Origin of the sequence: Specibacter sp. NPDC057265 (genome assembly GCF_042668835.1) — a bacterium.
GTDB lineage: Bacteria > Actinomycetota > Actinomycetes > Actinomycetales > Micrococcaceae > Specibacter.
The window spans coordinates 67,230-87,766 of the sequence record NZ_JBHUYE010000007.1; the positions used below are offsets into that span (position 1 = coordinate 67,230).

Annotated in this window: 21 protein-coding genes; 10 read left to right on the forward strand and 11 right to left on the reverse strand. The window is 62.6% G+C overall.

Going from position 1 to position 20,537, the window contains the following annotated elements; genetic code table 11:
• Window positions 1-38: 38 nt before the first annotated feature.
• From ACFUCV_RS07275 to ACFUCV_RS07285, 3 genes are read left to right on the forward strand one after another with little or no spacing between them, the layout of a single operon-like run.
• Entirely contained in the window at window positions 39-671 is a 633-nt protein-coding gene (locus ACFUCV_RS07275) for a DUF4956 domain-containing protein (RefSeq protein ID WP_380813997.1), read from the forward strand.
• Window positions 671-1,468 (forward strand): polyphosphate polymerase domain-containing protein, encoded by a 798-nt coding sequence (locus ACFUCV_RS07280; RefSeq protein WP_380813999.1) that lies wholly within the window; start codon window positions 671-673, stop codon window positions 1,466-1,468. Before ACFUCV_RS07275 ends, ACFUCV_RS07280 begins: the two co-directional genes overlap by 1 nt.
• The gene (locus tag ACFUCV_RS07285; RefSeq protein ID WP_380814001.1) at window positions 1,465-3,201 is read left to right on the forward strand and encodes a carbohydrate-binding domain-containing protein; all 1,737 of its coding nucleotides are present in this window, start codon (window positions 1,465-1,467) and stop codon (window positions 3,199-3,201) included. The genes ACFUCV_RS07280 and ACFUCV_RS07285 overlap by 4 nt, the downstream gene beginning before the upstream one ends.
• Before the next feature lie 52 nt (window positions 3,202-3,253).
• Here ACFUCV_RS07285 and ACFUCV_RS07290 read toward each other — a convergent pair whose 3' ends face one another.
• Window positions 3,254-4,705 (reverse strand): D-alanyl-D-alanine carboxypeptidase/D-alanyl-D-alanine-endopeptidase, encoded by a 1,452-nt coding sequence (locus ACFUCV_RS07290; RefSeq protein WP_380814003.1) that lies wholly within the window; start codon window positions 4,703-4,705, stop codon window positions 3,254-3,256.
• Between the two features lie 187 nt (window positions 4,706-4,892).
• On the opposite strand from ACFUCV_RS07290, the gene ACFUCV_RS07295 reads away from it, so the two are divergent.
• Complete coding sequence (locus ACFUCV_RS07295) at window positions 4,893-5,381, forward strand: inorganic diphosphatase (RefSeq protein WP_380814007.1); 489 nt, start codon at window positions 4,893-4,895, stop codon at window positions 5,379-5,381.
• Window positions 5,382-5,503: 122 nt separating this feature from the next.
• On the opposite strand, the gene ACFUCV_RS07300 is transcribed toward ACFUCV_RS07295, so the two are convergent.
• Together ACFUCV_RS07300 and serS are read right to left on the reverse strand one after the other, a co-directional pair.
• Window positions 5,504-6,349, reverse strand: a complete 846-nt coding sequence (locus ACFUCV_RS07300) for an HAD family hydrolase (RefSeq protein WP_380814010.1) — start codon at window positions 6,347-6,349, stop codon at window positions 5,504-5,506.
• 70 nt (window positions 6,350-6,419) lie between these two features.
• The gene (gene serS, locus ACFUCV_RS07305) at window positions 6,420-7,697 is read right to left on the reverse strand and encodes a serine--tRNA ligase (protein WP_380814013.1); all 1,278 of its coding nucleotides are present in this window, start codon (window positions 7,695-7,697) and stop codon (window positions 6,420-6,422) included.
• Between the two features lie 51 nt (window positions 7,698-7,748).
• Here serS and ACFUCV_RS07310 point away from each other — a divergent pair, with 51 nt between their 5' ends.
• Window positions 7,749-8,816 (forward strand): diacylglycerol/lipid kinase family protein, encoded by a 1,068-nt coding sequence (locus tag ACFUCV_RS07310; RefSeq protein WP_380814016.1) that lies wholly within the window; start codon window positions 7,749-7,751, stop codon window positions 8,814-8,816.
• Between the two features lie 83 nt (window positions 8,817-8,899).
• Here the strand turns inward: ACFUCV_RS07310 and ACFUCV_RS07315 are convergent, their stop codons facing one another.
• Window positions 8,900-9,073: a hypothetical protein gene (locus ACFUCV_RS07315; protein WP_380814018.1), complete on the reverse strand. Its 174-nt coding sequence runs from the start codon at window positions 9,071-9,073 to the stop codon at window positions 8,900-8,902.
• Window positions 9,074-9,303: 230 nt separating this feature from the next.
• Between ACFUCV_RS07315 and ACFUCV_RS07320 the strand changes: the two genes are divergently transcribed.
• Window positions 9,304-9,747: a hypothetical protein gene (locus tag ACFUCV_RS07320; RefSeq protein WP_380814021.1), complete on the forward strand. Its 444-nt coding sequence runs from the start codon at window positions 9,304-9,306 to the stop codon at window positions 9,745-9,747.
• Here ACFUCV_RS07320 and pheA read toward each other — a convergent pair.
• Window positions 9,744-10,682: a prephenate dehydratase gene (gene pheA / locus ACFUCV_RS07325; RefSeq protein ID WP_380814024.1), complete on the reverse strand. Its 939-nt coding sequence runs from the start codon at window positions 10,680-10,682 to the stop codon at window positions 9,744-9,746. The genes ACFUCV_RS07320 and pheA overlap by 4 nt on opposite strands.
• 40 nt (window positions 10,683-10,722) lie before the next feature.
• Window positions 10,723-11,049, reverse strand: coding sequence for a rhodanese-like domain-containing protein (locus tag ACFUCV_RS07330; protein ID WP_380814027.1), 327 nt, complete (start codon window positions 11,047-11,049; stop codon window positions 10,723-10,725).
• Between the two features lie 246 nt (window positions 11,050-11,295).
• Here ACFUCV_RS07330 and ACFUCV_RS07335 point away from each other — a divergent pair, with 246 nt between their 5' ends.
• Window positions 11,296-12,693, forward strand: coding sequence for a peptide MFS transporter (locus tag ACFUCV_RS07335; protein ID WP_380814174.1), 1,398 nt, complete (start codon window positions 11,296-11,298; stop codon window positions 12,691-12,693).
• Window positions 12,694-12,762: 69 nt separating this feature from the next.
• Here ACFUCV_RS07335 and ACFUCV_RS07340 read toward each other — a convergent pair whose 3' ends face one another.
• Window positions 12,763-13,257: a DUF4190 domain-containing protein gene (locus tag ACFUCV_RS07340; protein ID WP_380814029.1), complete on the reverse strand. Its 495-nt coding sequence runs from the start codon at window positions 13,255-13,257 to the stop codon at window positions 12,763-12,765.
• A gap of 180 nt (window positions 13,258-13,437) precedes the next feature.
• Between ACFUCV_RS07340 and pgm the strand changes: the two genes are divergently transcribed.
• Complete coding sequence (gene pgm, locus ACFUCV_RS07345) at window positions 13,438-15,081, forward strand: phosphoglucomutase (alpha-D-glucose-1,6-bisphosphate-dependent) (protein ID WP_380814031.1); 1,644 nt, start codon at window positions 13,438-13,440, stop codon at window positions 15,079-15,081.
• A gap of 3 nt (window positions 15,082-15,084) precedes the next feature.
• On the opposite strand, the gene ACFUCV_RS07350 is transcribed toward pgm, so the two are convergent.
• Entirely contained in the window at window positions 15,085-16,014 is a 930-nt protein-coding gene (locus ACFUCV_RS07350) for a cation diffusion facilitator family transporter (protein ID WP_380814033.1), read from the reverse strand.
• Window positions 16,015-16,067: 53 nt separating this feature from the next.
• On the opposite strand from ACFUCV_RS07350, the gene ACFUCV_RS07355 reads away from it, so the two are divergent.
• Together ACFUCV_RS07355 and ACFUCV_RS07360 are read left to right on the forward strand one after the other, a co-directional pair.
• Window positions 16,068-16,379, forward strand: coding sequence for an ArsR/SmtB family transcription factor (locus tag ACFUCV_RS07355; protein ID WP_380814035.1), 312 nt, complete (start codon window positions 16,068-16,070; stop codon window positions 16,377-16,379).
• Window positions 16,380-16,465: 86 nt separating this feature from the next.
• Complete coding sequence (locus ACFUCV_RS07360) at window positions 16,466-17,782, forward strand: uracil-xanthine permease family protein (protein WP_380814037.1); 1,317 nt, start codon at window positions 16,466-16,468, stop codon at window positions 17,780-17,782.
• Window positions 17,783-17,789: 7 nt separating this feature from the next.
• Here ACFUCV_RS07360 and ACFUCV_RS07365 read toward each other — a convergent pair whose 3' ends face one another.
• The 3 genes from ACFUCV_RS07365 to ACFUCV_RS07375 form a co-directional block, all read right to left on the reverse strand.
• Window positions 17,790-18,905: a glycerate kinase gene (locus tag ACFUCV_RS07365; protein ID WP_380814039.1), complete on the reverse strand. Its 1,116-nt coding sequence runs from the start codon at window positions 18,903-18,905 to the stop codon at window positions 17,790-17,792.
• Window positions 18,906-18,933: 28 nt separating this feature from the next.
• Window positions 18,934-19,638, reverse strand: a complete 705-nt coding sequence (locus ACFUCV_RS07370) for a glycerophosphodiester phosphodiesterase family protein (RefSeq protein ID WP_380814041.1) — start codon at window positions 19,636-19,638, stop codon at window positions 18,934-18,936.
• Between the two features lie 72 nt (window positions 19,639-19,710).
• Complete coding sequence (locus ACFUCV_RS07375) at window positions 19,711-20,511, reverse strand: HAD family hydrolase (RefSeq protein WP_380814043.1); 801 nt, start codon at window positions 20,509-20,511, stop codon at window positions 19,711-19,713.
• Window positions 20,512-20,537 lie beyond the last annotated feature (26 nt).

Here is a 20,537-nt window from a genome sequence, read left to right on the forward strand (position 1 = left end):
TACAGCACCCCTTCGCAACCTTGATTTTGGAGACAATTATGAACGCATGGATATTCGTGGCCGCCGATCTCATGGCAATTACTGTCATGACGTTTGGCATGTACCTGCGCCGGCACCGGCGACGGGACTTGGTGGTCTCCTACCTGGGAATCAACGTTGGCGTGCTGGCCGTCGCCACGGCACTCTCCAGCTCGGGCGCCGGTGTTGGCCTTGGCTTGGGCCTGTTCGGCGTTCTCTCCATCATTCGCCTACGCTCCACGGAGCTTTCCCAACACGAAGTGGCCTACTATTTCTCGGCGCTGGCCCTGGGCCTGATTTCCGGGCTCGGCGTTGAGCCGCTCTGGCTTTCACTCTCACTCATGGCCTTGATCCTTATTGTCATGTTCATTGGTGACAACCCCCGCGTGCTCCCTGCCTACCGCCAGCAAAGCGTCATCCTGGACCAGGCCATCGCCGATCCGGCAGCACTGAAAACCAGACTTGAAGAGCTCCTGGGCGGCACCGTCCACACGGTCATTGTCCAGTGCCTTGACCTGGTCAATGACAAAACCCATGTGGATGTGCGTTTCGAGGTACACGTGCACAGCACCACTGTTTCGGCGGGGCCCGGGCCGCTTCAAGAGCAGCTCTCTGCAGCCGGGGACCGACGCTTCGATCAAGTGGGTGCCTAGTGGGCCCGCAGTATCAGACCTCCCTGCAACCCCGGCTTGGCACCTTGCCCACCATCAATCTTGAGGACCTCAACGCCGCCGCGGCATTGCAGACCCGCATCGATAGAAAATACCTCATACCTGCCACCATATTCACCGGGCTGTTCAACGGTTTTGAGGCCCAAATGCAGGTCCTGGACAATAACGGCCTGCAGATTTTTCCTTACGATTCCGTGTACTTTGACACCCCCGGCCTGGACAGTTACCACCTGGCCGCCTATGGCCGGCGCCAGCGTTACAAAATCCGCACCCGCAGCTACCTTGACAGTGGGATCAGCTTTTTGGAAGTTAAAACGGAAGGCGCACGCAGCACCACCGTCAAGGAACGTATCCCGTACAACCTTGCCGATCGCGCCACCATCACCGCTGAGGGTGCAAGCTACATTGCCCAGACCCTTCAGGCTTCAGGCCATGTGCCGCCCATTGACTTGGCGCCCGTCCTGGAAACCGTCTACGGACGGATCACCCTGTATCTGCCGGGGTCGAACAGCAGGGCCACGATCGACCTCAACGTTGCCTGGGCATTGCCCGGACAGGATCCACTGGTGATGAACGACCAGCTGGTGGTGGAAACGAAATCAGGATCCGCGCCTGGACAACTGGATAAATACCTCTGGAGACACGGCATCCGCCCCGCACGAATCTCAAAATTTGCGACCGGCCTGGCCGCTCTCATGCCACATCTTCCTGCCAATCGCTGGCACCGCACACTGTTGCGCAACATGCCGCAACCCCTGGACCTCCAAGGAGCACCATGAACTTCTTTGCAAAAACACAACGCGCCACCTCCGTTGCAGCCCTTGCCTTGGCCCTGGCCCTGGCGGGATGTTCCGCTCAGCCGGCAAATCCGACGGCGGCGGCCACCTCCTCCGATTCGGCTGCCGCAGCGCCCAACATCAACACCTCCGGGACCGAGGCGGAGCTGGCCAGCAGCATTGCTGATGCCACCCACTATGACGCTGATGACCTTCTCTGGGATGCCGCCAAGGAAACCACCATTACCCTGGCCGATGGTGCAAGTGTGGCGTCGGGCACCGATGCAGATGGTGTTTCCATTGACGGCGACACTGTGAAAATCACCGCCGGCGGAAGCTACCGGATATCCGGGAAACTGACCGCCGGGCAGCTGGTGGTTGCCGCCGGGGACGAGGTGGTCCGCCTCATCTTGGACAATGCCACCATTGACGGTTCCACGGGTTCCGCCGTTGACATCCAAAGCGCCAACGAAGTGCTCATTTTCCTTGCGGACGGCACCGCCAACACCCTCAGTGACGCCTCCACCTATGCCGACCCAGGAAGCGATGCCCCCAATGCTGCCGTCTATTCCAAGGCGGACCTCACCATTGCCGGCACGGGTTCCCTCACGGTCAAGGGCAACTACCAGGACGGCATTGTCAGCAAGGACGGCCTGGTGCTTGCTGCCGGCAACGTCACTGTTGAAGCTGCCGATGACGGCATCAAAGGCAAGGATTACACCGTGTTGCTCGATGGCATTTACGCTGTTACCGCCAAAGGAGACGGCGTAAAAGCCAACAATGACAGTGAAAGCGACCGCGGCTGGTTGTTGATGGCCGGTGGCACCTTGGATGTGGCCGCAGGAGATGACGGCATCAAGGCCGAGACGACCCTGACCATCAGCGCCGGCAACGCCACTGTTTCCAAGTCCGAAGAAGGCCTGGAAGCCGCCCATATCGTCATATCCGGCGGCACCATCAACGTCACCTCCAATGATGACGGCATCAATGCCGCAGGAGGAACCACCAGCGCGGATGGAACAACATCCGATCAGGCCCCGGCCGAGATGCCAGCGGACATGGGCGGCGAACGCCCGACAGGCGATGCCGGTGCCGGCGGTGAACCCCCTGCCGGCGGCGGCCGGCCGGACGGTGATGCCGCCCCCGGTGCCGGCGGCGAGCGCCCGGCCGGTGGCGGCATGGGTGGCGGCATGGACGGCGGCGGCATGGACACGGTAGGTGACTTCAGCGTCGATATTTCCGGCGGAACGGTGACTGTCAACGCCGAGGGCGATGGACTGGACTCCAATGGCAACGCCACCATCAGTGGCGGCACCGTGGTGGTCAACGGCCCCACCAACAGTGGCAATGGTGCTCTTGACGTCAATGGCGAGTTGACAGTCACCGGGGGCACGCTCGCCGCAGCCGGGAGCGTTGGCATGGTGGTCACCCCCGGCGATACCTCGAGCCAGTCCAGCGTGCAGATCACCCTGGACTCCGCAGTGCAGGCCGGCACTGCCCTGCACATCACCGATGCCTCCGGGGCCGTGGTGGGCACCTTTGTCCCCACAAAGCAGACGCAGTCCCTGGTTCTCTCCACACCGCAGATCACGGATGGCTCGGAATATTCCGTCTACACCGGCGGCACAGCCGACGTTGCTGCGGGCCTTGGCTCCGGCACCACCACAGGAGCCACGATGGTGGGCACCACAACAGCGGGCGAATACACCTCCGGCGGGGCGCCCGGCATGCGCTAAACCAGGTAAATTTTTTCCTGACTGCTGGCCCGCTCAGGGGATCGCCGGCTCCCTAGCTTTGCGCCAGAACGGCGGCTGCACCATCCACCACGGGGCGGGCAGCTGCCGCTCCGCCGCTGAGCCCATTGCCAATGATGGAGAACAGCAAAAGCCTGCCGTGGGAGTTGATGACGTAGCCGGAAAGGGAGGTGACACTGTTCAATGACCCCGTTTTGGCGCGCACCACACCTGCCCCGGCCAGATCCGCGGCCCCGTTGAAACGCGTAGCCAGGGAGCCATTTAATCCTGCAATGGGCAATCCGGGCAGCGCGTGCCCCATGTCGGAGCCCGGATCTGACACCATGAGCTGCAACAGCTGCGACAAGCGGGCCGGGCTGATCAAGTTGCCCACGGCAAGTCCGCAGTTATCCGTGGTGGTGACATCATCCAGGGGCAGGCCCAACCCGGTGAGAACTTCCCGCACTGCCGCCACCGCTCCGGTGTTGCTTGCCTCGCTGCCAAGTTTGGCAGCTGTCATGCGGGCCAAAACCTCGGCCACGTAATTATCGGACTCGGCGAGCATGTACTGGGTTTGCTCTGCCACCGTTGCCGAAAGCACCTCCCCCAGCACTGTTCCCGCCGGCAAGGCGCGTGCCGGCGGGGCATCCGCGCCTTCAACCGCAACTTTTGTGGGGGCTGCCCCGCGTGTGATGGTGCCGGAGGTGGCCACGCCTGCCGCTTCCAAGGCCTGGGCAAAGGCCTCCGCCACGGCCACGGCGGAGTCCTGCGGCCGCGCACCGCTGAGCACTTCCGGCGCCAAACGTCCGGCATTGAGGGCCATGGGAAAAATTGGTGCAATTTCCCCTGCCGCCACGTCACCCTCGGCCCAGTGGGGATTCAGGGCCGGGCCCGAAAAGACGGTGTCATCGATGGAGACGGTGACGGGGCCGGCCACGTTGGCGGCGGCAATTTGTGCAGCCACCTCCTGTGCCAGCTCCATCAGCCCGGCGTGGCCCATAATCTGGCCGGTCTTGCCGGCACCATCGGTGAGCATGGCATCTCCGCCTGCCACGACCACCACTTCATTGGCTGCCGCTCCGGCCACAACGCGGGTGGGAAAACGGGTTTCGGTGCCCAAAGTGTGCAGCGCCGCGGCAGCTGTCAACAGTTTCAGGTTTGAGGCCGGCGTGAGCGGGGCTGCGCCGTTTTGGGAAAAGAGTTCCTGGCCGGTGAGGGCGTCGGTGACGTGCATGCCAAAGCTGCCGGCGCCGTCGTACGCCAGGGCCTTTTTCAAATCAGCGGCAAGTCTGCCGGTCTCCGGCAGCGGTGCGGTGTCCACCAACGGCGTCAGCAGTGAGATGCCGGCCAGGGCGGTGGGCGGTTGTTGGGCCGCAGGAACCACTGCCACTGCGGCGGGGTTCTGCGGCAGGAACGCGGGGGCAAGGTGCAGGCCGGCAGGGACCGTCACGGCCGCCACTGCACACAGGAGCAAACCACTTGTCAGGATCTTTGAGGTGCGTCCCATGAAGCAGGCGGTTCCTTCACAACTGGTGGTTTGGTGCGGCTAAGCCATTCCCCTGGACGGCACAGGGGTGCCCGGAAGACGGGGCGGGTTTTTAGGGCGGGGAAAGCGCCTATATCCTCATACTAGTCCGAATTTCCGCCCGTGGCCGCGTTGCGGCCGTGCATTACCCACCCTGAGGAGCCTGACGATGAAGCACGACGTCACCATCGAGATCCCCCGCGGATCACGCGTGAAGTATGAAGTTGACCATGAGAGCGGCCGCGTCCGCCTGGACCGGGTGCTGTTTACCTCCATGGCCTACCCCACCCACTATGGCTTCTTTGACAACACCTTGGGCGAGGACGGCGATCCCCTGGATGCGCTCGTGATGCTGCAGGACTTTGATCTCCACCCCGGCGTTGTGGTGGACGCCCGCCCCATTGCCGTATTCAACATGACCGACGACGGCGGCGGCGACGCCAAGGTCCTGTGCGTGGTCGATGACAAGCGCTTTGACCACATTCAGGAACTTTCCGACGTGGATGACTTCCTGGTGAAGGAAATCGAGCACTTCTTCACCCGTTACAAGGACCTGGAGCCCGGCAAATGGGTCAAGGCCGAGGGCTGGGCCGACCGTGCCGCCGCCGAGGCGGAACTCACCGCCTCCATCAAGCGTTTCGAAGACACCAAGCACTAATCCCGCCCGCAGCCCGGCTGCCCCGAAGCAGGCACGACGGCGGCGCCCCCTGGCCTTGGGGGCGCCGCCGCACAAGCAATCCGAGCCGCCGGGCCGCTGGCCCGGCGGGTCAACCGTGCGGCTTAGAGCAGGCTGCGCAGTACGGTGGCGGCGCCGTCGTCGTACACGGAGGCGGCGGTCTCATCGGCAACAGCCTTGATTTCCTCGTCCGCCTGCCCCATGGCCACCCCACGCCCGGCCCAGCGGAGCATTTCAATGTCATTGGAACCATCCCCCACAGCCACTGTCAGGGACGGGTCAATTTGCAGCGTGCCGCGCAGGATTTCCAGCGCCGATGCCTTGGTCACTCCTGCGGCGGCAATATCAAGCCACGCACTCCAGCCAATGGCGTAGGTGACGCCCTGCAGGCCTGCTGCGGCAATGGCGTCGGCAAATTCCTGGGTGCTGGCCTCGGCGCTGTTCACCACCACGCGGACCGCCTCGGTATCCAGCAAATCCTGGAAATCCACGCCACGGGCCTCAATGCCAAAACTCGCATCCTGGAACCGTGAGGTGGCCAGGAAGTTCCCTTCCGAATCCTCCAGCGCAAAGAGCGCACCGGGGATCCGTTCCCGCAAGGCATTCAGTGCCGGCGCCGGGTCAAAGGTGACCCGGTCAACCACCTCGTACCCCAACGGCAATGCGGGATCCAAACGAATGGTGACGCCGCCGTTGGAGCACACCCCGTAACCGCTGCGCAGCCCGATCATTTCCACAATCGGAAGCAAGGCACCCAGGGAGCGGCCGGTGGCAATGATGACGTGGTGCCCGGCATCCACCACGGCGCGGGCAGCCTCACGCACGCCTTCGCTCATGACACCGTCATGGTCCACAAGGGTGCCGTCAACATCAAGGGCAACAAGGTACTTGGGTGCGTCATTGTTCCGGTCATCGATGCCGGAAACCGCACTGTCAACTGTCATGGTCATATAACCAGTGAAGCAGATGCGCCCGAAAAAGACAGCTGTGTTTGTGCTCACCCAAGGTGAACGTCCTGCTTTACAGGACCGGGAAGACTTCCATGCCGCCTAAGTACTTGCGCAGGGCAACGGGGACATTGACGGAGCCGTCGGCGTTTTGGTGGTGTTCCAAAATGGCCACGATCCAACGCGTCGTGGCCAGCGTGCCGTTGAGCGTGGCCACGGCGCGGGTGCCGCCCTTGCCGCCGTCGGCCGCTGTCAGGCGCTCGCGGATGTTGAGCCGGCGGGCCTGGAAGGCGGTGCAGTTGGAGGTGGAGGTGAGTTCGCGGTAGGCGTTCTGGGTGGGGACCCACGCCTCGCAGTCGAACTTGCGGGCGGCGGACATGCCCAAATCGCCGGCGGCCGTGTCGATCACGCGGTACGGCAGTTCCACCTTGGCCAGCATTTCCTCTTCCCACCCCAGCAGGCGGTCATGTTCCTCCGCGGCCTTCTCAACCGTGGTGTAGACAAACATTTCCACCTTGTTGAACTGGTGCACGCGGATGATGCCGCGGGTGTCCTTGCCGTGGGAACCGGCCTCGCGGCGGTAGCAGGAGGACCAGCCGGCGTAGCGGACGGGTTCGTCAACGTTGATGATCTCATTGCCGTGGTAGCCGGCCAATGCCACCTCCGAGGTGCCCACCAGGTACAGCTCGTCGTCGGCAAGGCGGTAGATCTCGGCGTCATGTGCCACATCAAAGCCTGTGCCGGCCATGGTTTCGGGCAACACCAGGGTGGGGGTGATCATGGGGGTGAAGCCGGCGGCGATGGCCTGGTCCATGGCCATCTGCTGCAGCGCCATTTCCAGCCGCGCCCCCACGCCCTTCAGGAAGTAAAACCGCGAACCGGAAACCTTGGCGCCGCGTTCCATATCGATGGCGCCAATCAGTTCACCAATTTCCAAGTGGTCCCTGGGTTCAAAGTCGGGGAATTCGCGTGGCGTGCCGACTGTCTTGAGCACCACAAAGTCGTCTTCGCCGCCTTCCGGGACGCCGTCGGAGACCAGGTTGGGCATGGCCCGGACCAGGGCGTCCTGTTCGGCGTTGGCGGCGTCGGCTGCGGCGGACGCCGCCTTCACTGCCGCGGCCAGTTCCTTGACCTCGGCCAGCAGCGCCTGCTTTTCGCCGCCCTGGGCCTTGGCCACCTTTTTGCCGAAGGCATTTTGCTCCGCACGCAGGGCTTCAAAGGAGGTGATCGCCGTCTTGCGTGCGGCGTCGGCGGCAATGATGGCGTCCACCACGGACGGTTCGGCGCCACGGGCACGCTGGCTCGCACGGTAGCTTTCGGGATTTTCGCAGAGGTCTCGTACATCGATCACCCGCTAAGCCTATCCAATCAAAACAAGTTCACGGGATATGGTGGGTAAACCATGCCAACTGAAATCCTCGTCGTCGTCATTGTGGCCATCATTGCCCTCGCCACAGCCATCAGCTGGCTGAGTGTGCGGAAACTGGCGCAAAAAAACACACGCAGCGCAGTGGCCGATTCCCCGCACAAGATCCATCAGGCCCGGCAGCAGGTGGTTTTCATCTACAACCCCACCAAAAGCGGCGCCCGGGATGCCAAGACCTTGATTTCACGCTCGGTGTCCAAGGCCGGCTGGCCGGAGCCCCTGTTCCTTGAGACCACCGCCGAGGATCCCGGCTATTCCATGGCCCGGTCCGCGCTGGATGCCAAGGCGGACGTGGTGCTGGTGGGCGGCGGCGACGGCACCGTCCGCGCGGTGGCGCAGACCCTGCGGCACACGGAGGTGCCCATGGCCATCATCCCCTTGGGGACGGGGAATTTGCTGGCCCGTAATTTGGATCTGGACGTCGCGGACATTGCCGGCAGCGTGCAGATAGCGCTTTTTGGGCACCAACGCCACATTGATGCCGGTTTAATGGAGCTGGAGGACGGGGTGACGGGCGCCGCGTCCAAACATTCCTTCATGGTCATTGCCGGTCTGGGCATGGATGCGGACGTCATGAATGACACCAACTCCAAGCTCAAGGAATATGTGGGGTGGCTCGCCTACAGCGAGGCCGGGCTGCGCCATCTGGCCGGGCACCGGAAAAAGGTCAGCATAGCCCTCGATGACGAACCGGCCCAGCAGCGAAAAGTCCGGTCCGTGTTGTTTGCCAATTGCGGGCGGCTTCCCGGTGGCATTAACTTTGTGCCCGACGCGGTCATTGACGACGGCGTCCTGGACGTGGTGGTGGTAAGCCCGCGCAGCGCCTTTGGCTGGATGGCCATGGCCGGCAAGGTGGTGCTGCGGCACAAGAACCATGTTCCCGTCATTGACTTTTACCGTTCCCGCAAACTCATCATTCGCACGGTGCTGCCGGTGGAGACCCAAATAGACGGCGATCCCACCGGGCCGGCCACCTGCGTGAAGGTCAGTGTTGAACCCAAGGCTGTTTTGGTCCGGGTGGCCGCACCCGGCAACCCGGTCTAGCCGGCACCAGCGCTGGGGGCCGGAGCCGGCCAGGGGCGCAAACCGCGGCCACGTGGCCCGCGCCCCTGGCGCAGAGCGTGAAATCAGTCGGTTTCAGCCTGCTGGGACTGCTCCTTAATCAAGCGCTGCTCCTCATTGAAGCGCAACTCGTTGGCGTAGTCGCCCTCGTCCCCCACTGAGACGTCCGGGCCCGTATCTGCGCCGGGATTGACAATTTTGCCGGCCTGGCTGCTGTTTTCATCCACCTGATGATCCACGATAAATCGCCTCTTTCCTGCTGGTCCCGATGTTTCACTCCACCGTGCACGGGGAGCTACGCCAAGCATAGGCTTGCCCCTGCCTCGGGGAAAGCGCCGCACTCCGGCGCAAGCTCCCAGGGGCATTGGGATCTTGGTCACGAGGCAGCGGTTGGGCTTGTATATCCCAGCTTCAGCAGCCTTAATTGAGGTATTGAACCCTTGAAAAAAAATTAAGCAAAAGGCGCCCCGTGAGCAACATTTTTCACATGCAGGAGCAGCGCTCCGCGAATCCGTTGCGCTACAAAGCACCCGCGGGCATGCTCTTGATTCTCTTGGGCGCCCTCGGCCTGCTTGTGGCCTTTGGCCAGCTGCTGTCCTACATTTTCTACGTCAACTCTTGGCTCAGCGTGGTGATCTCGATGCTGCAGTTCATCACCACGGCTGCTGTCACGGGCGCCGGCGTCGTCATGTTGTTCAAATACGCGGTGCCGGAGCAGCTCAGTCCGCGGGTGGGCCTTTTTGGCACTGCCGCGCTGCTGGCGCTGGATTTGGCTGGCTCCCTGGTGATGACCGGCACCGCATCCGGAGTGGTGCTGCCCCTGGTTGCCGGCGTCCCCACCATCATCCTGCTGCTCGTGGGCATGTTCCGCAGCAGGCATTTGTTCCCGCCCCAGGTGGCAGCGGCCGCTTAGTTAAGCGAGTCCACCCAGGCCGCCGCAGCACCAAAGGCAGCATCTGAGTTGTAAGGCTGGATCAGCGGCGGCTGGCCGTCGGCGCGGGGGTAGGAGCCAAGGAACTTCATCCCGGGGCTGACCCGGTGGAGTCCCCGCAGCGCATCAGCCACCCGCGCGTCCCGCACATGCCCGTCAACGTCCACGTTGAATATGTAGTGGCCCAAAAATTGGCCCGTGGGGCGTGATTCAATGCGGCTCAAGTTCACCCCCCGGCTGGCGAACTGCTCCAGGATGGCCATCAACGCGCCGGGGTGGTCCTCCGGCAACGGGATGGCCAGGGTGGTTTTGTCCGCCCCCGTGGGCTCCGGCAGGGTTCCTGGCAGTCCCACCAGAACAAAGCGGGTCACCGCCCCAATGTTGTCCTCAATGCCTGCCGCCAGTATGTTCAGGCCCGTCTGTTCGGCCACCAGCGGCGCACACACGGCCGCTTGAAACGCGTCGGTGCCCTCGAGCAATTGATGTGCAGCCGCCGCCGTGGAGTGCGCCGGGACATGGGTGGCGTGGGGCAGTCGGCTGCCGAACCAGTCCCGCGTCTGCGCCCAGGCGTGCGGATGCGTCCCCACAGCCGTAACGTCGGCCAAAGAGGTTCCCGCCGGCGCCAGCAGCACAAAACTCACAGGCACCACCACCTCATGCAGGATCCGCAGTTCAATGCCATTGGAGATGGCATCCAGGGTTGCCGGGACGCCACCTTCAATGGAATTTTCTATGGGCAGCATGGCGGCGGCTGCCTCCCCCGAGCGCACCATGTGCAATGCCGCAGCCGTATTGGTGGCCGGTATGCGCGGCATGTTGCGGGCATTTGGCACCTGCAGCAACGCCGATTCAGTGAAGGTGCCCTCCGGGCCGAGAAAGGTCAGCGGCAAGGTGGGCGTTTGGGGCACGGAAGTCATGGGGGGGCTTTCTGGTTTGCTTGAGCTGGGCGGGAGGGAGCTATAGCACGCGGGGGGTCTCTTGAGTGGTTGAAACCATGCTTTTGCCCGCCTCAAACCACGCACCCATGCCACCAATGACATTGAAGGCACTGTATCCGTTTTCGTTCAACCAGGTGGTGGCGCGGAAGGAACGGCCCCCGGTGCGGCAGATGACATGCAGGTCCGTGTCAGGGTCCAGCTCCTCCAAGCGGGCCGGCAACTGGTCCAAGGGAATGTGCACGGCCCCATCCACATGCCCCGCTTCCCATTCGTAGTCTTCCCTGACGTCCAAAATCACGGCATCGGCGCCGAGTTGATCCACCGTGACGTTCATGATGTCTGACATGTTTTTCTCCTTGGAACAATGAAAGCGGTACGCAGGCAAGCCTATCCGGCGGGCGGCCCGGGCGGACGGACGGGTGGAGCAACCATGCCAAAGCCGGAGTTCCAAATTGTGGGCAGAAAACAGCCAAATGTGACGATCTGTGAAGCAAGTGACAAAATTATTCGTGTGAGTTCACAAAACAGCCCCGCCAGCCCGGCCACGGCTCCCCCCAGCGCCCGCGACACTTCATTCTTTGGACAGCCCAAGATGCTGCTGAACCTCTTCAGCGTTGAGCTGTGGGAGAGGTTCTCCTTTTACGGCATGCAGGGGATCCTTGCCTACTACATGTACTACACGGTCACGGATGGTGGGCTTGGCATTGACCAAGGCACGGCTCTGGGCATTGTGGGCGCGTACGGCGGTGGCGTCTACCTGTCCACGATCCTGGGCGCCTGGGTTGCCGACCGTCTCATGGGTTCGGAGAAGGTGCTCTTCTACAGTGCCATCCTGATCATGGCCGGCCATTTGTCCCTGGCACTGCTTCCCGGGTCCGCTGGTTTGGCCACGGGCCTGATCCTCATTGGTGTTGGTTCAGGCGGGCTGAAGGCCAATGCCACCTCCCTGGTGGGCACCTTGTACGCCACGGATGACAACCGCCGCGACGCCGGTTTCTCCATCTTTTACATGGGCATCAACATTGGTGGACTGATTGGACCGCTGGTGACCGGCTGGCTGCAGGTCACCTGGGGTTTCCATATTGGCTTTGCCGCCGCTGCCGTGGGCATGGGGCTGGGTTTGGTGCAGTACGGACTGACCCGCAAAAACCTGCCGGCTTCCGCGCATGCAATTCCCAACCCCCTGCCCAAGGCCCAGTACGGCCGCTTTGGCGGTGTGGCCGTTGGCGCCGTGGTTTTGATCGTCGCTGCCGTGGTTTTGAAGCTGATTACGGCCGAGAACCTCAAGTGGATCATTGTTGCCGTGGTCATTGTTGCCACGGTGGGCTATTTTGCAGTCATTTTGCGCAACAAGACCCTGACCGTTCCCGAACGCAGCCGCGTCTACTCCTTCATGCCGCTGTTTTTGGCCAGCGCGGTTTTCTGGTCGCTGTTCCAGCAGCAGTTCACGGTGATTGCCCTGTATGCGGATACCCGCCTGGACCGCAGCATCTTTGGCTGGGAGATGCCCCCGAGCTGGGTGACCTCCATCAACCCGGTGTTCATCATTGTGCTCGCCGGCGTCTTTGCCGCGCTGTGGACCAAGTGGGGAAGCCGCCAGCCTGGAACTCCCGTGAAGTTCTCCGTGGCACTGGTGGTCATGGGCCTGGCGTACCTGACGTTCATCCCGTTCGCCGGCATGGCCATGGTTCCCCTGTTGGCGATCGTGTTCATCCTGCTGCTGTTCACGGTCGCTGAGCTCATGCTCTCCCCCGTGGGCCTGTCCCTGGCCACCAAATTGGCTCCGGCGGCCTTCCAGACTCAAATGGTGGCGTTGTTCTTCCTGTCCGTTTCACTGGGAACCGCCATGTCGGGTGTCCTCGCCCAGTGGTACGACCCCAGCAATGAAACCCCGTACTTTTTGGTCATTGGCCTGGTCTCAATCGTGTTCGGTGTGGCCTTGTTCGTGTGCAAGGCGCCCATCAAGAAGCTCATGGCCGGAGTCATGTAACAGCTTCCCGGACGACGACGGCACCCCAGCCAAGGCTTTGAGCCTCGGCTGGGGTGCCGTTTTGCAGTGTCAGCGGACAAAGATCCCGATGAACAAGAGCAGGTACAGCCCACCGCAAAGGAGCAGTGCCGCGTAGTTGGTCACAAGGCCGGTGATGGCAAAGCCCTTGCCCTGCGGCTGTTCCCTGCCCAGGCCCATGTGTCCCAGCACAATGCCCACTATCTGCGGAACAATGAAGAACCCGAAGCCCAGCACCAGGGAGGCCAAGCCAATGATCATGCTGCTCAGGCTCAATCCGCGCGGCGCGGGGCCGGAGTGGGACTGTCCACTGGGGTAGGGCATGCCGGCAGGGTATTGCTGGGTCTGGGAGTTTTGAAATTGCTGTTGGCCATGGGCGGGCGGGTATTGCTCATAGGGTGCAGGCTGCTGCGCCTGCGTTTCCGGATAGGTCGCGGGGGCAACTGGAGCCTGATACGGCGGCACGGGCGGGGCGTAGTAACCGGCGGGAATTTGATCCGGATCCCCACCGCTGGAGGAGGGCTGGTGGTTCGGTTGATTTGACACTGTTTCTCCTGCTTGATTTGCTGCCCCGCCCAGGGCGGGGATGGGAGCTGATCTTGGTCTCCATGGTAGTCCAGGGCCGATCCCTGCAGTGGGGCACGGGCCTGCCCGGCGCAGCTTCCGACCCGGACCACAGGATGGTCACTTGATGCCAAGAGGGGCTGGCTCTGGCATGCTGGAGACATGGCTAGCCGCGCGGGCACAACTGCCCTTCCCCAAGACCTTGTTGACCTCTCCGCATTGCTGGATGCGTACTATGATCTGGTTCCCGACCTTAGTGACCCTGCCCAGCGCGTGGCCTTTGGCACCTCCGGGCACCGCGGCAGTTCCTTGCAGGCCTCCTTCAATGAGGGACATATTGCCGCGATCACCCAAGCCATTGTGGAATACCGCACAGGGCAGGGGTTCACAGGTCCCCTCTTCATGGGCAAGGACACGCATGCCCTGAGCGAGCCGGCCCAAAACACTGCCTTGGAAGTCTTGGCCGGCAACGGTGTTGAGGTCCGCATTGACGCACGCCACGGCTACACGCCGACCCCCGCGCTCTCGCACGCCATATTGCGCCACAACAGGGGCCGCACGGAGGGCCTTGCCGATGGCATTGTGGTCACCCCCTCACACAACCCTCCCGGCGACGGGGGCTTTAAATACAACCCCCCGCACGGAGGCCCGGCCGATTCCGATGCCACGGCCTGGATTGCCAACCGCGCCAATGACCTTCTGGCGGACGGCCTGCGGGGAGTCCGGCGCGTGCCCCTGACCGAAGCCATGGCCGCCGCCACCACAGGCAAACATGACTTCCTCTCCGGCTACGTCGATGACCTGCCCTCGGTGCTTGACCTTGATGCCATCCGTGCCGCAGGGGTGCGCATTGGTGCGGACCCCATGGGCGGGGCAGCGGTGGATTACTGGGGTGAAATTGGCGAGCGCCACCATTTGGATCTGACGGTGGTCAATCCCACGGTCGATCCGCAATGGGCTTTCATGACCTTGGATTGGGACGAGAAAATCCGCATGGACTGCTCGTCGCCGTCAGCCATGGCCTCGCTCATCAACAAGCTCGCCGCGGGCGCCCCTTTTGACATTGCCACCGGAAACGACGCCGACGCGGACAGGCACGGCATTGTCACCCCCGATGCTGGGTTGATGAATCCCAACCACTATTTGGCGGTGGCCATCCAGTATCTCTACACGCACCGCACCCAGTGGCCCACCACGGCCGGGGTCGGCAAAACCTTGGTTTCGTCCTCCATCATTGATCGTGTGGCTGCTGATCTGGGCCGTAAATTGGTGGAGGTGCCTGTTGGCTTCAAGTGGTTTGTCCCGGGCCTGCTCTCCGGCGAGGGCGTGTTTGGCGGGGAGGAATCCGCCGGGGCCTCCTTTGTCAAGAAGGACGGTTCGGTGTGGACCACCGACAAGGACGGCATTTTGTTGGCCCTGCTGGCCTCGGAAATCACTGCAGTGACCGGCAAGTCCCCGTCAATTCTTTACGGCGAATTGACCGACCGTTTTGGCGCACCGGCCTATGCCCGGATTGACGCCGCCGCCACCCGTGAGCAGAAGGCGGCCCTGGGCAGGCTCTCGGCAGCCGACGTCACGGCCACCACGCTGGCCGGCGAACCCATCACCGCCAAGCTCACGGAGGCCCCGGGCAACGGTGCTGCCATTGGTGGCTTGAAGGTCACCACGGAAAGCGCCTGGTTTGCCGCCCGCCCCTCCGGCACTGAGGACGTGTACAAAATCTATGCCGAGTCCTTCAAGGGACAGGAGCACCTGGCACAGGTTCAAGCCGAGGCCAAAGCACTGGTGGACGGTGTGATCAGCTAGGGGTCAGTGGTGCGCGCCGAGTTCGTGCTCGGCGTGCACCGCGGTTTCCAGCTGGAAGGTGGAGTGCTCCACACTGACGTCAAAGTGTCCTGCCACACAGCTTTGCAGGGCATCGAGGATTTGGGGCACATGACCGTCATGGAAGCACTCCTCGTCCAGCACCACGTGGGCGGACAGGATGGGCAGGCCAGTGGCGATTTGGCTTGCGTGGAGGTCATGGACACCCTGGACGTGATCGAGACGGAGTATATGCTCGCGCACCTTGTCCAGGTCCAGTCCGGAGGGCGTTGACTCCAGGAGCACGTTGATGGTTTCCAGCAACAGCTTCAAGGCACGGGGCAGGATCAAGGCCCCAATCAGCAGTGCCACCAGCGCATCGGCCTGCATCCAGCCTGTGAGTGCAATGATCACCGCTGCTGCAATGACGGCCACCGAGCCCAGCGCATCATTGACCACTTCCAGGAATGCGGCGCGCATATTGAAGTTCATGTGCCGTCCGCCCAGGAGCACCGCCATGGAAACAAGGTTGCCCAAGAGCCCAATGGCGCCAAAGACGATCATTTCCTGGGAGGCAATGTAACTGGGTTCAAACAGCCTTTGAAGTCCTTCCACCAGAACCACCAGCCCCACGGCGAGCAACACGGCGGCCTGGGCCGTGGCGGCGAGAACTTCGGCACGGGCAAAGCCCCAGGTACGTCTGCTGCTGGCTGGCCGTTCCACGAGCCGCGCGGCCAACAGGGCCATGGCCAGGCCGCCGGCGTCGGTCAGGACGTGCGCGGAATCAAACAACAGGGCCAGCGAACCGGTTATCACGGATCCAATGATTTGAAAGACAAAAACCGCCAGGGTGATGCCCAGGGCAATGGCTATGCGGCCCTTGTGGCTCTTGGCGGAGGGATCCGCGGGGGCATGGGTGTGGTGGTGGCCGGACATTCCCCCATGGTACAGCCATAACTGAATACATCCAATGATGTATTGTATTGAGAATGAAACGCATTGGCAACGCAGCGGTCCTGGCAAGATTTGGCTATGCCCTTTCCGATCCCACCCGCGCCGGAATCCTCATGAGTTTGGCCCGGGAGCCGAACTATCCTGCCGAGCTGGCCGGTCAGCTGGGCGTTTCACGCCAAAGCATCTCCAACCACCTAAGCTGCCTGCGTGACTGCGGACTTGCAGTGGCAGTGCAGGAGGGCAGGCGTTCCCGGTATGAACTGGCACACCCGGCCCTGGCCCATGCGCTCAATGACCTGCTGGGCGTGGTGCTGCTAGCCAATGAAGGGCACCTGCACCACCCTTAGGACGGCCCAAATCCCGCCTGCGGCCACACTGGGATATTCTGTTCTGCGGGCCGCGCACAGGTGCGGCACGAGCACGGGAGAAGCAAATGAATTTGTTGGGCACTACATGGCGGCTCCATGGCGATGGAAGGTCAGTTGCGCCGGGGCAGGTGGTCACTCCCGATGAACGGTTGAGCTGGCCGCGCACCATTGGCATTGGACTCCAGCATGTGGTGGCCATGTTTGGGGCAACCTTTCTGGTTCCCCTCATTACGGGCATGCCCCCGGCCACCACCTTGTTCTTTTCCGGCATTGGCACCCTCTTCTTTTTAATTCTGACCCGGGGCCGCGTCCCCAGCTACCTGGGATCCAGCTTCGCCTTCATTGCCCCCATCATGGCCTCCCAGCAGCAGTACGGCGTCAGCGGCGCATTGGGTGGGGTGGTGATTGCGGGTTTGACGCTGGCAATCCTGGGCCTGATTGTGCAAAAATTTGGCTCCTCCTGGATCAACCGCCTGATGCCAGCCCCGGTCACCGGAACCATTGTGGCCCTGATCGGGCTGAACCTGGCACCCTCGGCACGGAGCAACTTTGAACTGGCACCCGTGACTGCCCTCATCACCTTGCTGACAATCATCCTGGTGAGCGTGCTCTTCCGCGGCATTCTGGGCCGCCTGGCCATTTTGGTGGGCGTCCTGGTGGGATACGGCGTGGCTGTGGTGAGCAATGAGGTGGACTTCTCCAAGATCGACGCCGCACCCTGGCTTGGGCTGCCCCAGTTCCAAACACCAACATTTCATTTGGCCGTGCTGGGATTGTTCATTCCCGTGGTCCTGGTGCTGCTTGCCGAAAACATTGGCCACGTGAAATCAGTGGCATTGATGACGGGTGAGAATCTTGACTCCTACGCAGGCCGTGCCATCATGGCCGACGGCGTTGCCACCACCTTGGCCGGTTTTGGTGGCGGTTCGGGAACCACCACCTATGCGGAAAACATTGGTGTCATGGCCGCCACCAAGGTGTATTCCACGGCCGCCTACTGGGTTGCCGGCATTGCAGCCCTGCTATTGAGCTTCTCCCCCAAATTTGGCGAATTGATTGCCACGGTTCCGGCGGGCGTTTTGGGCGGTGCGGCCACCCTGCTTTACGGCATGATAGGGATCTTGGGGGTGCGGATCTGGGTCCAGAACAAGGTCAGCTTCTCCAACAACATCAACCTCACCACCGCCGCCGTGGCCCTCATTGTGGGCATCGCGAACTTCACCTGGACCCTTGGCAGCCTCACCTTTGAAGGCATCGCACTGGGCACCGCTGCGGCCCTGATTACCTACCACGGCATGAGCGCCCTTGCCCGGTGGCGCGGCACGGCCGAGGATCCGCTGACGCCCGACACCGATCCGGCCACGGCAACCTTGGCCAAATAGCGCGGAATCAAAAGCCGTTCAAGGCCTCCGAGGTGGCCCGGGTGAGGTGCAGGGCTGCCTCCGCCGTGGCCGCCTCGACGGATCCGGCCAGCTCCAAGAGGCTTACAGCCGCCACCACGCCATGGGCGGCCAACTGCTCGGGCGTTACTGAAATCCGGCCGGCAACCACCACCACGGGAATCCCCTTCGCGTGCGCCGCATCCGCCACGCCAATGGGCCCCTTCCCGGACAGGGACTGGGCGTCCATGGAACCCTCACCGGTGATGACAAGGTCACTGTGTTCCAGCTGCGCGTCCAAACCAACGAGTCCGGCCACCAAGTCAAAGCCCCTCTCAGTGGTGGCCTGCGCAAAGGCCAAAAAGGATGCCGGGAAACCGCCGGCAGCGCCCGCGCCCGGCACGTCCGGGTCCACGCCAGTGGCCTCACGCACCACCGAGGAATAATTGCGCAGGCCCGCATCCAAAAGTTCAATGGCGTCCGCATCGGCGCCCTTCTGTGCAGCAAAGATGTGCGCAGCCCCGTTGTAACCGTAAAGGGGGTTGTCCACATCCAGGGCCAGGCGGATCTTGACAGTTGCCAGCCGCGGATCCAGGCCGGTGGCGTCCACGGCCACCACGTCAATCAGCGACCCTCCGCCCAAGGGGACCAGGTTTCCGGCGGCGTCCAGCAATTTCAAACCCAGGGCGCGCAGGGCCCCGGTTCCGGCGTCGGTCATGGCCGATCCCCCCAGGCCAATGATGATTTCCCGCGCCCCGGCATCCAGGGCTGCAGCGACGAGCTGGCCGGTGCCATAGGAATGCGCCCGCAGGGCGTTTTCCACGGTGGCTGGGCAAAGGAGCGTGCCGCTCGCCTGGGCCGATTCAATGACTGCCGTGCGGCTCTTTTCAGCAAAGGCCCAGACGGCCCCTGCGGGCTGCAGAATGGGGCCCACCACGGAGCTGAAATGTTCCTCGAAGCCCGCCGCCACGGCCGCCTCGACGGTGCCCTCACCGCCGTCGGCTATGGGCACTGCCGTCACCACGGCATCGGGATAGACCCGCAGGGCGCCCTCGGCCATGGCAGCGGCGGCTTCGGAACCGCTCAGGGTTCCCTTGAACTTATCTGGAGCAATCAAGATGCGCATGGATCCATCCTGCCATTGTCCGCCCACACTATTGGCCATCCCAGTATCCACGTTGCATCATGACGTCCGCCAAAAGATCCGCGCGGTCGCTCATGATTCCGTCCACACCCATGTCGAACAAGGCATGCATGTGGGCAGGGTCGTCAATGGTCCAGACGTGCACGTGCAGGCCCAACGAGTGCGCCCGGTCAACGTTTTTTGCAGTTGCCAGCCGCAGTCCCAGGTAACTGGGCGGGGTTTGCAACACATCAACGCTGCGCATCAGGGCCCGCATCAGGAACCGCGGCAACCAGGGCGAGGTCAGAAAGTATGCCATCAGCAGCACTCTTCCCGGCGAGCTGCTGACGGGGCGGCTCAGCAGGGCCAATACCTGACGACGGCGGCGTTCCGAGAAGGAGGTCACGCAGATTCGATCGTGCAATTGGAGTTTTTCGACCAGTTCCACCAGCGGTCCCACGGACGCTGCATCCTTGACATCGAGATTGAAGTGCGTGCCTGGCAGTGCCGTGAGCAGTTCCTGCAAAGTCGCTATGGGCGTCCGGCCACCAATGCGTGCCAGCCTGACCTTGGCATAGGGCAGCTGGGCTATGACACCTGTTTGGTCGGTGGTCCTGTCCAGGGTGGGGTCGTGAAATGCCAAGGTGACGCCGTCGGCGGTGGTGGTGAGATCGGTTTCCAGGTAGCTGAAGCCCAAATCCAGCGCCGCCTGAAAGGCTGCAAGGGAATTTTCCAATCCATGCCGGGAAAACCCGCGATGCGCAATTGCCAGCGGGGCGCCGGCATCCAAGTAGGGCCGCAACTTGCTCTACCCAGCGGCGCCGAGTCGGGCTTCAATGACCTGCGCCACGCCGTCATCCTCGAAGCGCGGCGCCTGAAGCGCGGCGGCGGCAATGGCACCGGGATGCCCGCTGGCCATGGCGTATCCGGCACCAGCCCAGCCGAGCATTTCAATGTCATTGGGCATGTCACCGAAAGCCACCACGTCTGCCGCGTCAATTCCCCGTGCTGCAGCGTACCTGGCCAAGGTCACCGCCTTGTTAACGCCCAGCGGACCCATTTCCAGCAGGGCCAGCTCGGGAGCGGAGTGCGTGACTGTGATGAGGGATGAAACCGCCGGTGCCACCAGCTTCATGAACTCGTCGGCGGTTCCGGCATGAAGCACCGCAAGCATTTTGACTATGCCGGCCTGGGCCATGTCCGGGGTCAACGCATCGACGGGGACCACCCCCCGGGCCACCACCTGGCCGCGGAGAAAACCCTCCTCCACATGAAAGCCCGTCAATGACTCCAGCGCAAAGTACGGTTCCTGCGCAATGCCCATGATGATGCTGCGCACGCTGTTTACGGTGTCCCAGCCAAGGACCTGGGAATCAATGACCTTTTCCTCGGCCAAATCATAGGTGAGGGCACCGTTGGAACAGATAACGGTGCCCAAGTGCCCAATTTGTTCCCTGATGGGCGCCAACCACCGCGGCGGCCGGCCTGTGACAAAAACTATGTCGATGCCGGCCTCGGCGGCTGCTGCAAAGGCCCTCACGGTGCGGGCACTGATTTTTCCGTCGTGACCTAAAATGGTTCCGTCAATATCGCTGGCAATTAGACGCATACCCAAGGCTATCCAACTTCCTGCAC

Coding starts and splice junctions, on each gene's coding strand:
- pheA (WP_380814024.1), bottom strand. CDS start 10,682: ATGACTTCCGTGCCCCAAACGCCCACCTTGCCGCTGACCTTTCTCGGC.
- ACFUCV_RS07295 (WP_380814007.1), top strand. CDS start 4,893: ATGAAGCACGACGTCACCATCGAGATCCCCCGCGGATCACGCGTGAAG.
- ACFUCV_RS07330 (WP_380814027.1), bottom strand. CDS start 11,049: ATGTCAGACATCATGAACGTCACGGTGGATCAACTCGGCGCCGATGCC.
- ACFUCV_RS07290 (WP_380814003.1), bottom strand. CDS start 4,705: ATGGGACGCACCTCAAAGATCCTGACAAGTGGTTTGCTCCTGTGTGCA.
- ACFUCV_RS07355 (WP_380814035.1), top strand. CDS start 16,068: ATGAAACGCATTGGCAACGCAGCGGTCCTGGCAAGATTTGGCTATGCC.
- ACFUCV_RS07310 (WP_380814016.1), top strand. CDS start 7,749: ATGCCAACTGAAATCCTCGTCGTCGTCATTGTGGCCATCATTGCCCTC.
- ACFUCV_RS07360 (WP_380814037.1), top strand. CDS start 16,466: ATGAATTTGTTGGGCACTACATGGCGGCTCCATGGCGATGGAAGGTCA.
- ACFUCV_RS07365 (WP_380814039.1), bottom strand. CDS start 18,905: ATGCGCATCTTGATTGCTCCAGATAAGTTCAAGGGAACCCTGAGCGGT.
- ACFUCV_RS07335 (WP_380814174.1), top strand. CDS start 11,296: ATGCTGCTGAACCTCTTCAGCGTTGAGCTGTGGGAGAGGTTCTCCTTT.
- pgm (WP_380814031.1), top strand. CDS start 13,438: ATGGCTAGCCGCGCGGGCACAACTGCCCTTCCCCAAGACCTTGTTGAC.
- ACFUCV_RS07285 (WP_380814001.1), top strand. CDS start 1,465: ATGAACTTCTTTGCAAAAACACAACGCGCCACCTCCGTTGCAGCCCTT.
- ACFUCV_RS07375 (WP_380814043.1), bottom strand. CDS start 20,511: ATGCGTCTAATTGCCAGCGATATTGACGGAACCATTTTAGGTCACGAC.
- ACFUCV_RS07350 (WP_380814033.1), bottom strand. CDS start 16,014: ATGTCCGGCCACCACCACACCCATGCCCCCGCGGATCCCTCCGCCAAG.
- ACFUCV_RS07275 (WP_380813997.1), top strand. CDS start 39: ATGAACGCATGGATATTCGTGGCCGCCGATCTCATGGCAATTACTGTC.
- ACFUCV_RS07300 (WP_380814010.1), bottom strand. CDS start 6,349: ATGACCATGACAGTTGACAGTGCGGTTTCCGGCATCGATGACCGGAAC.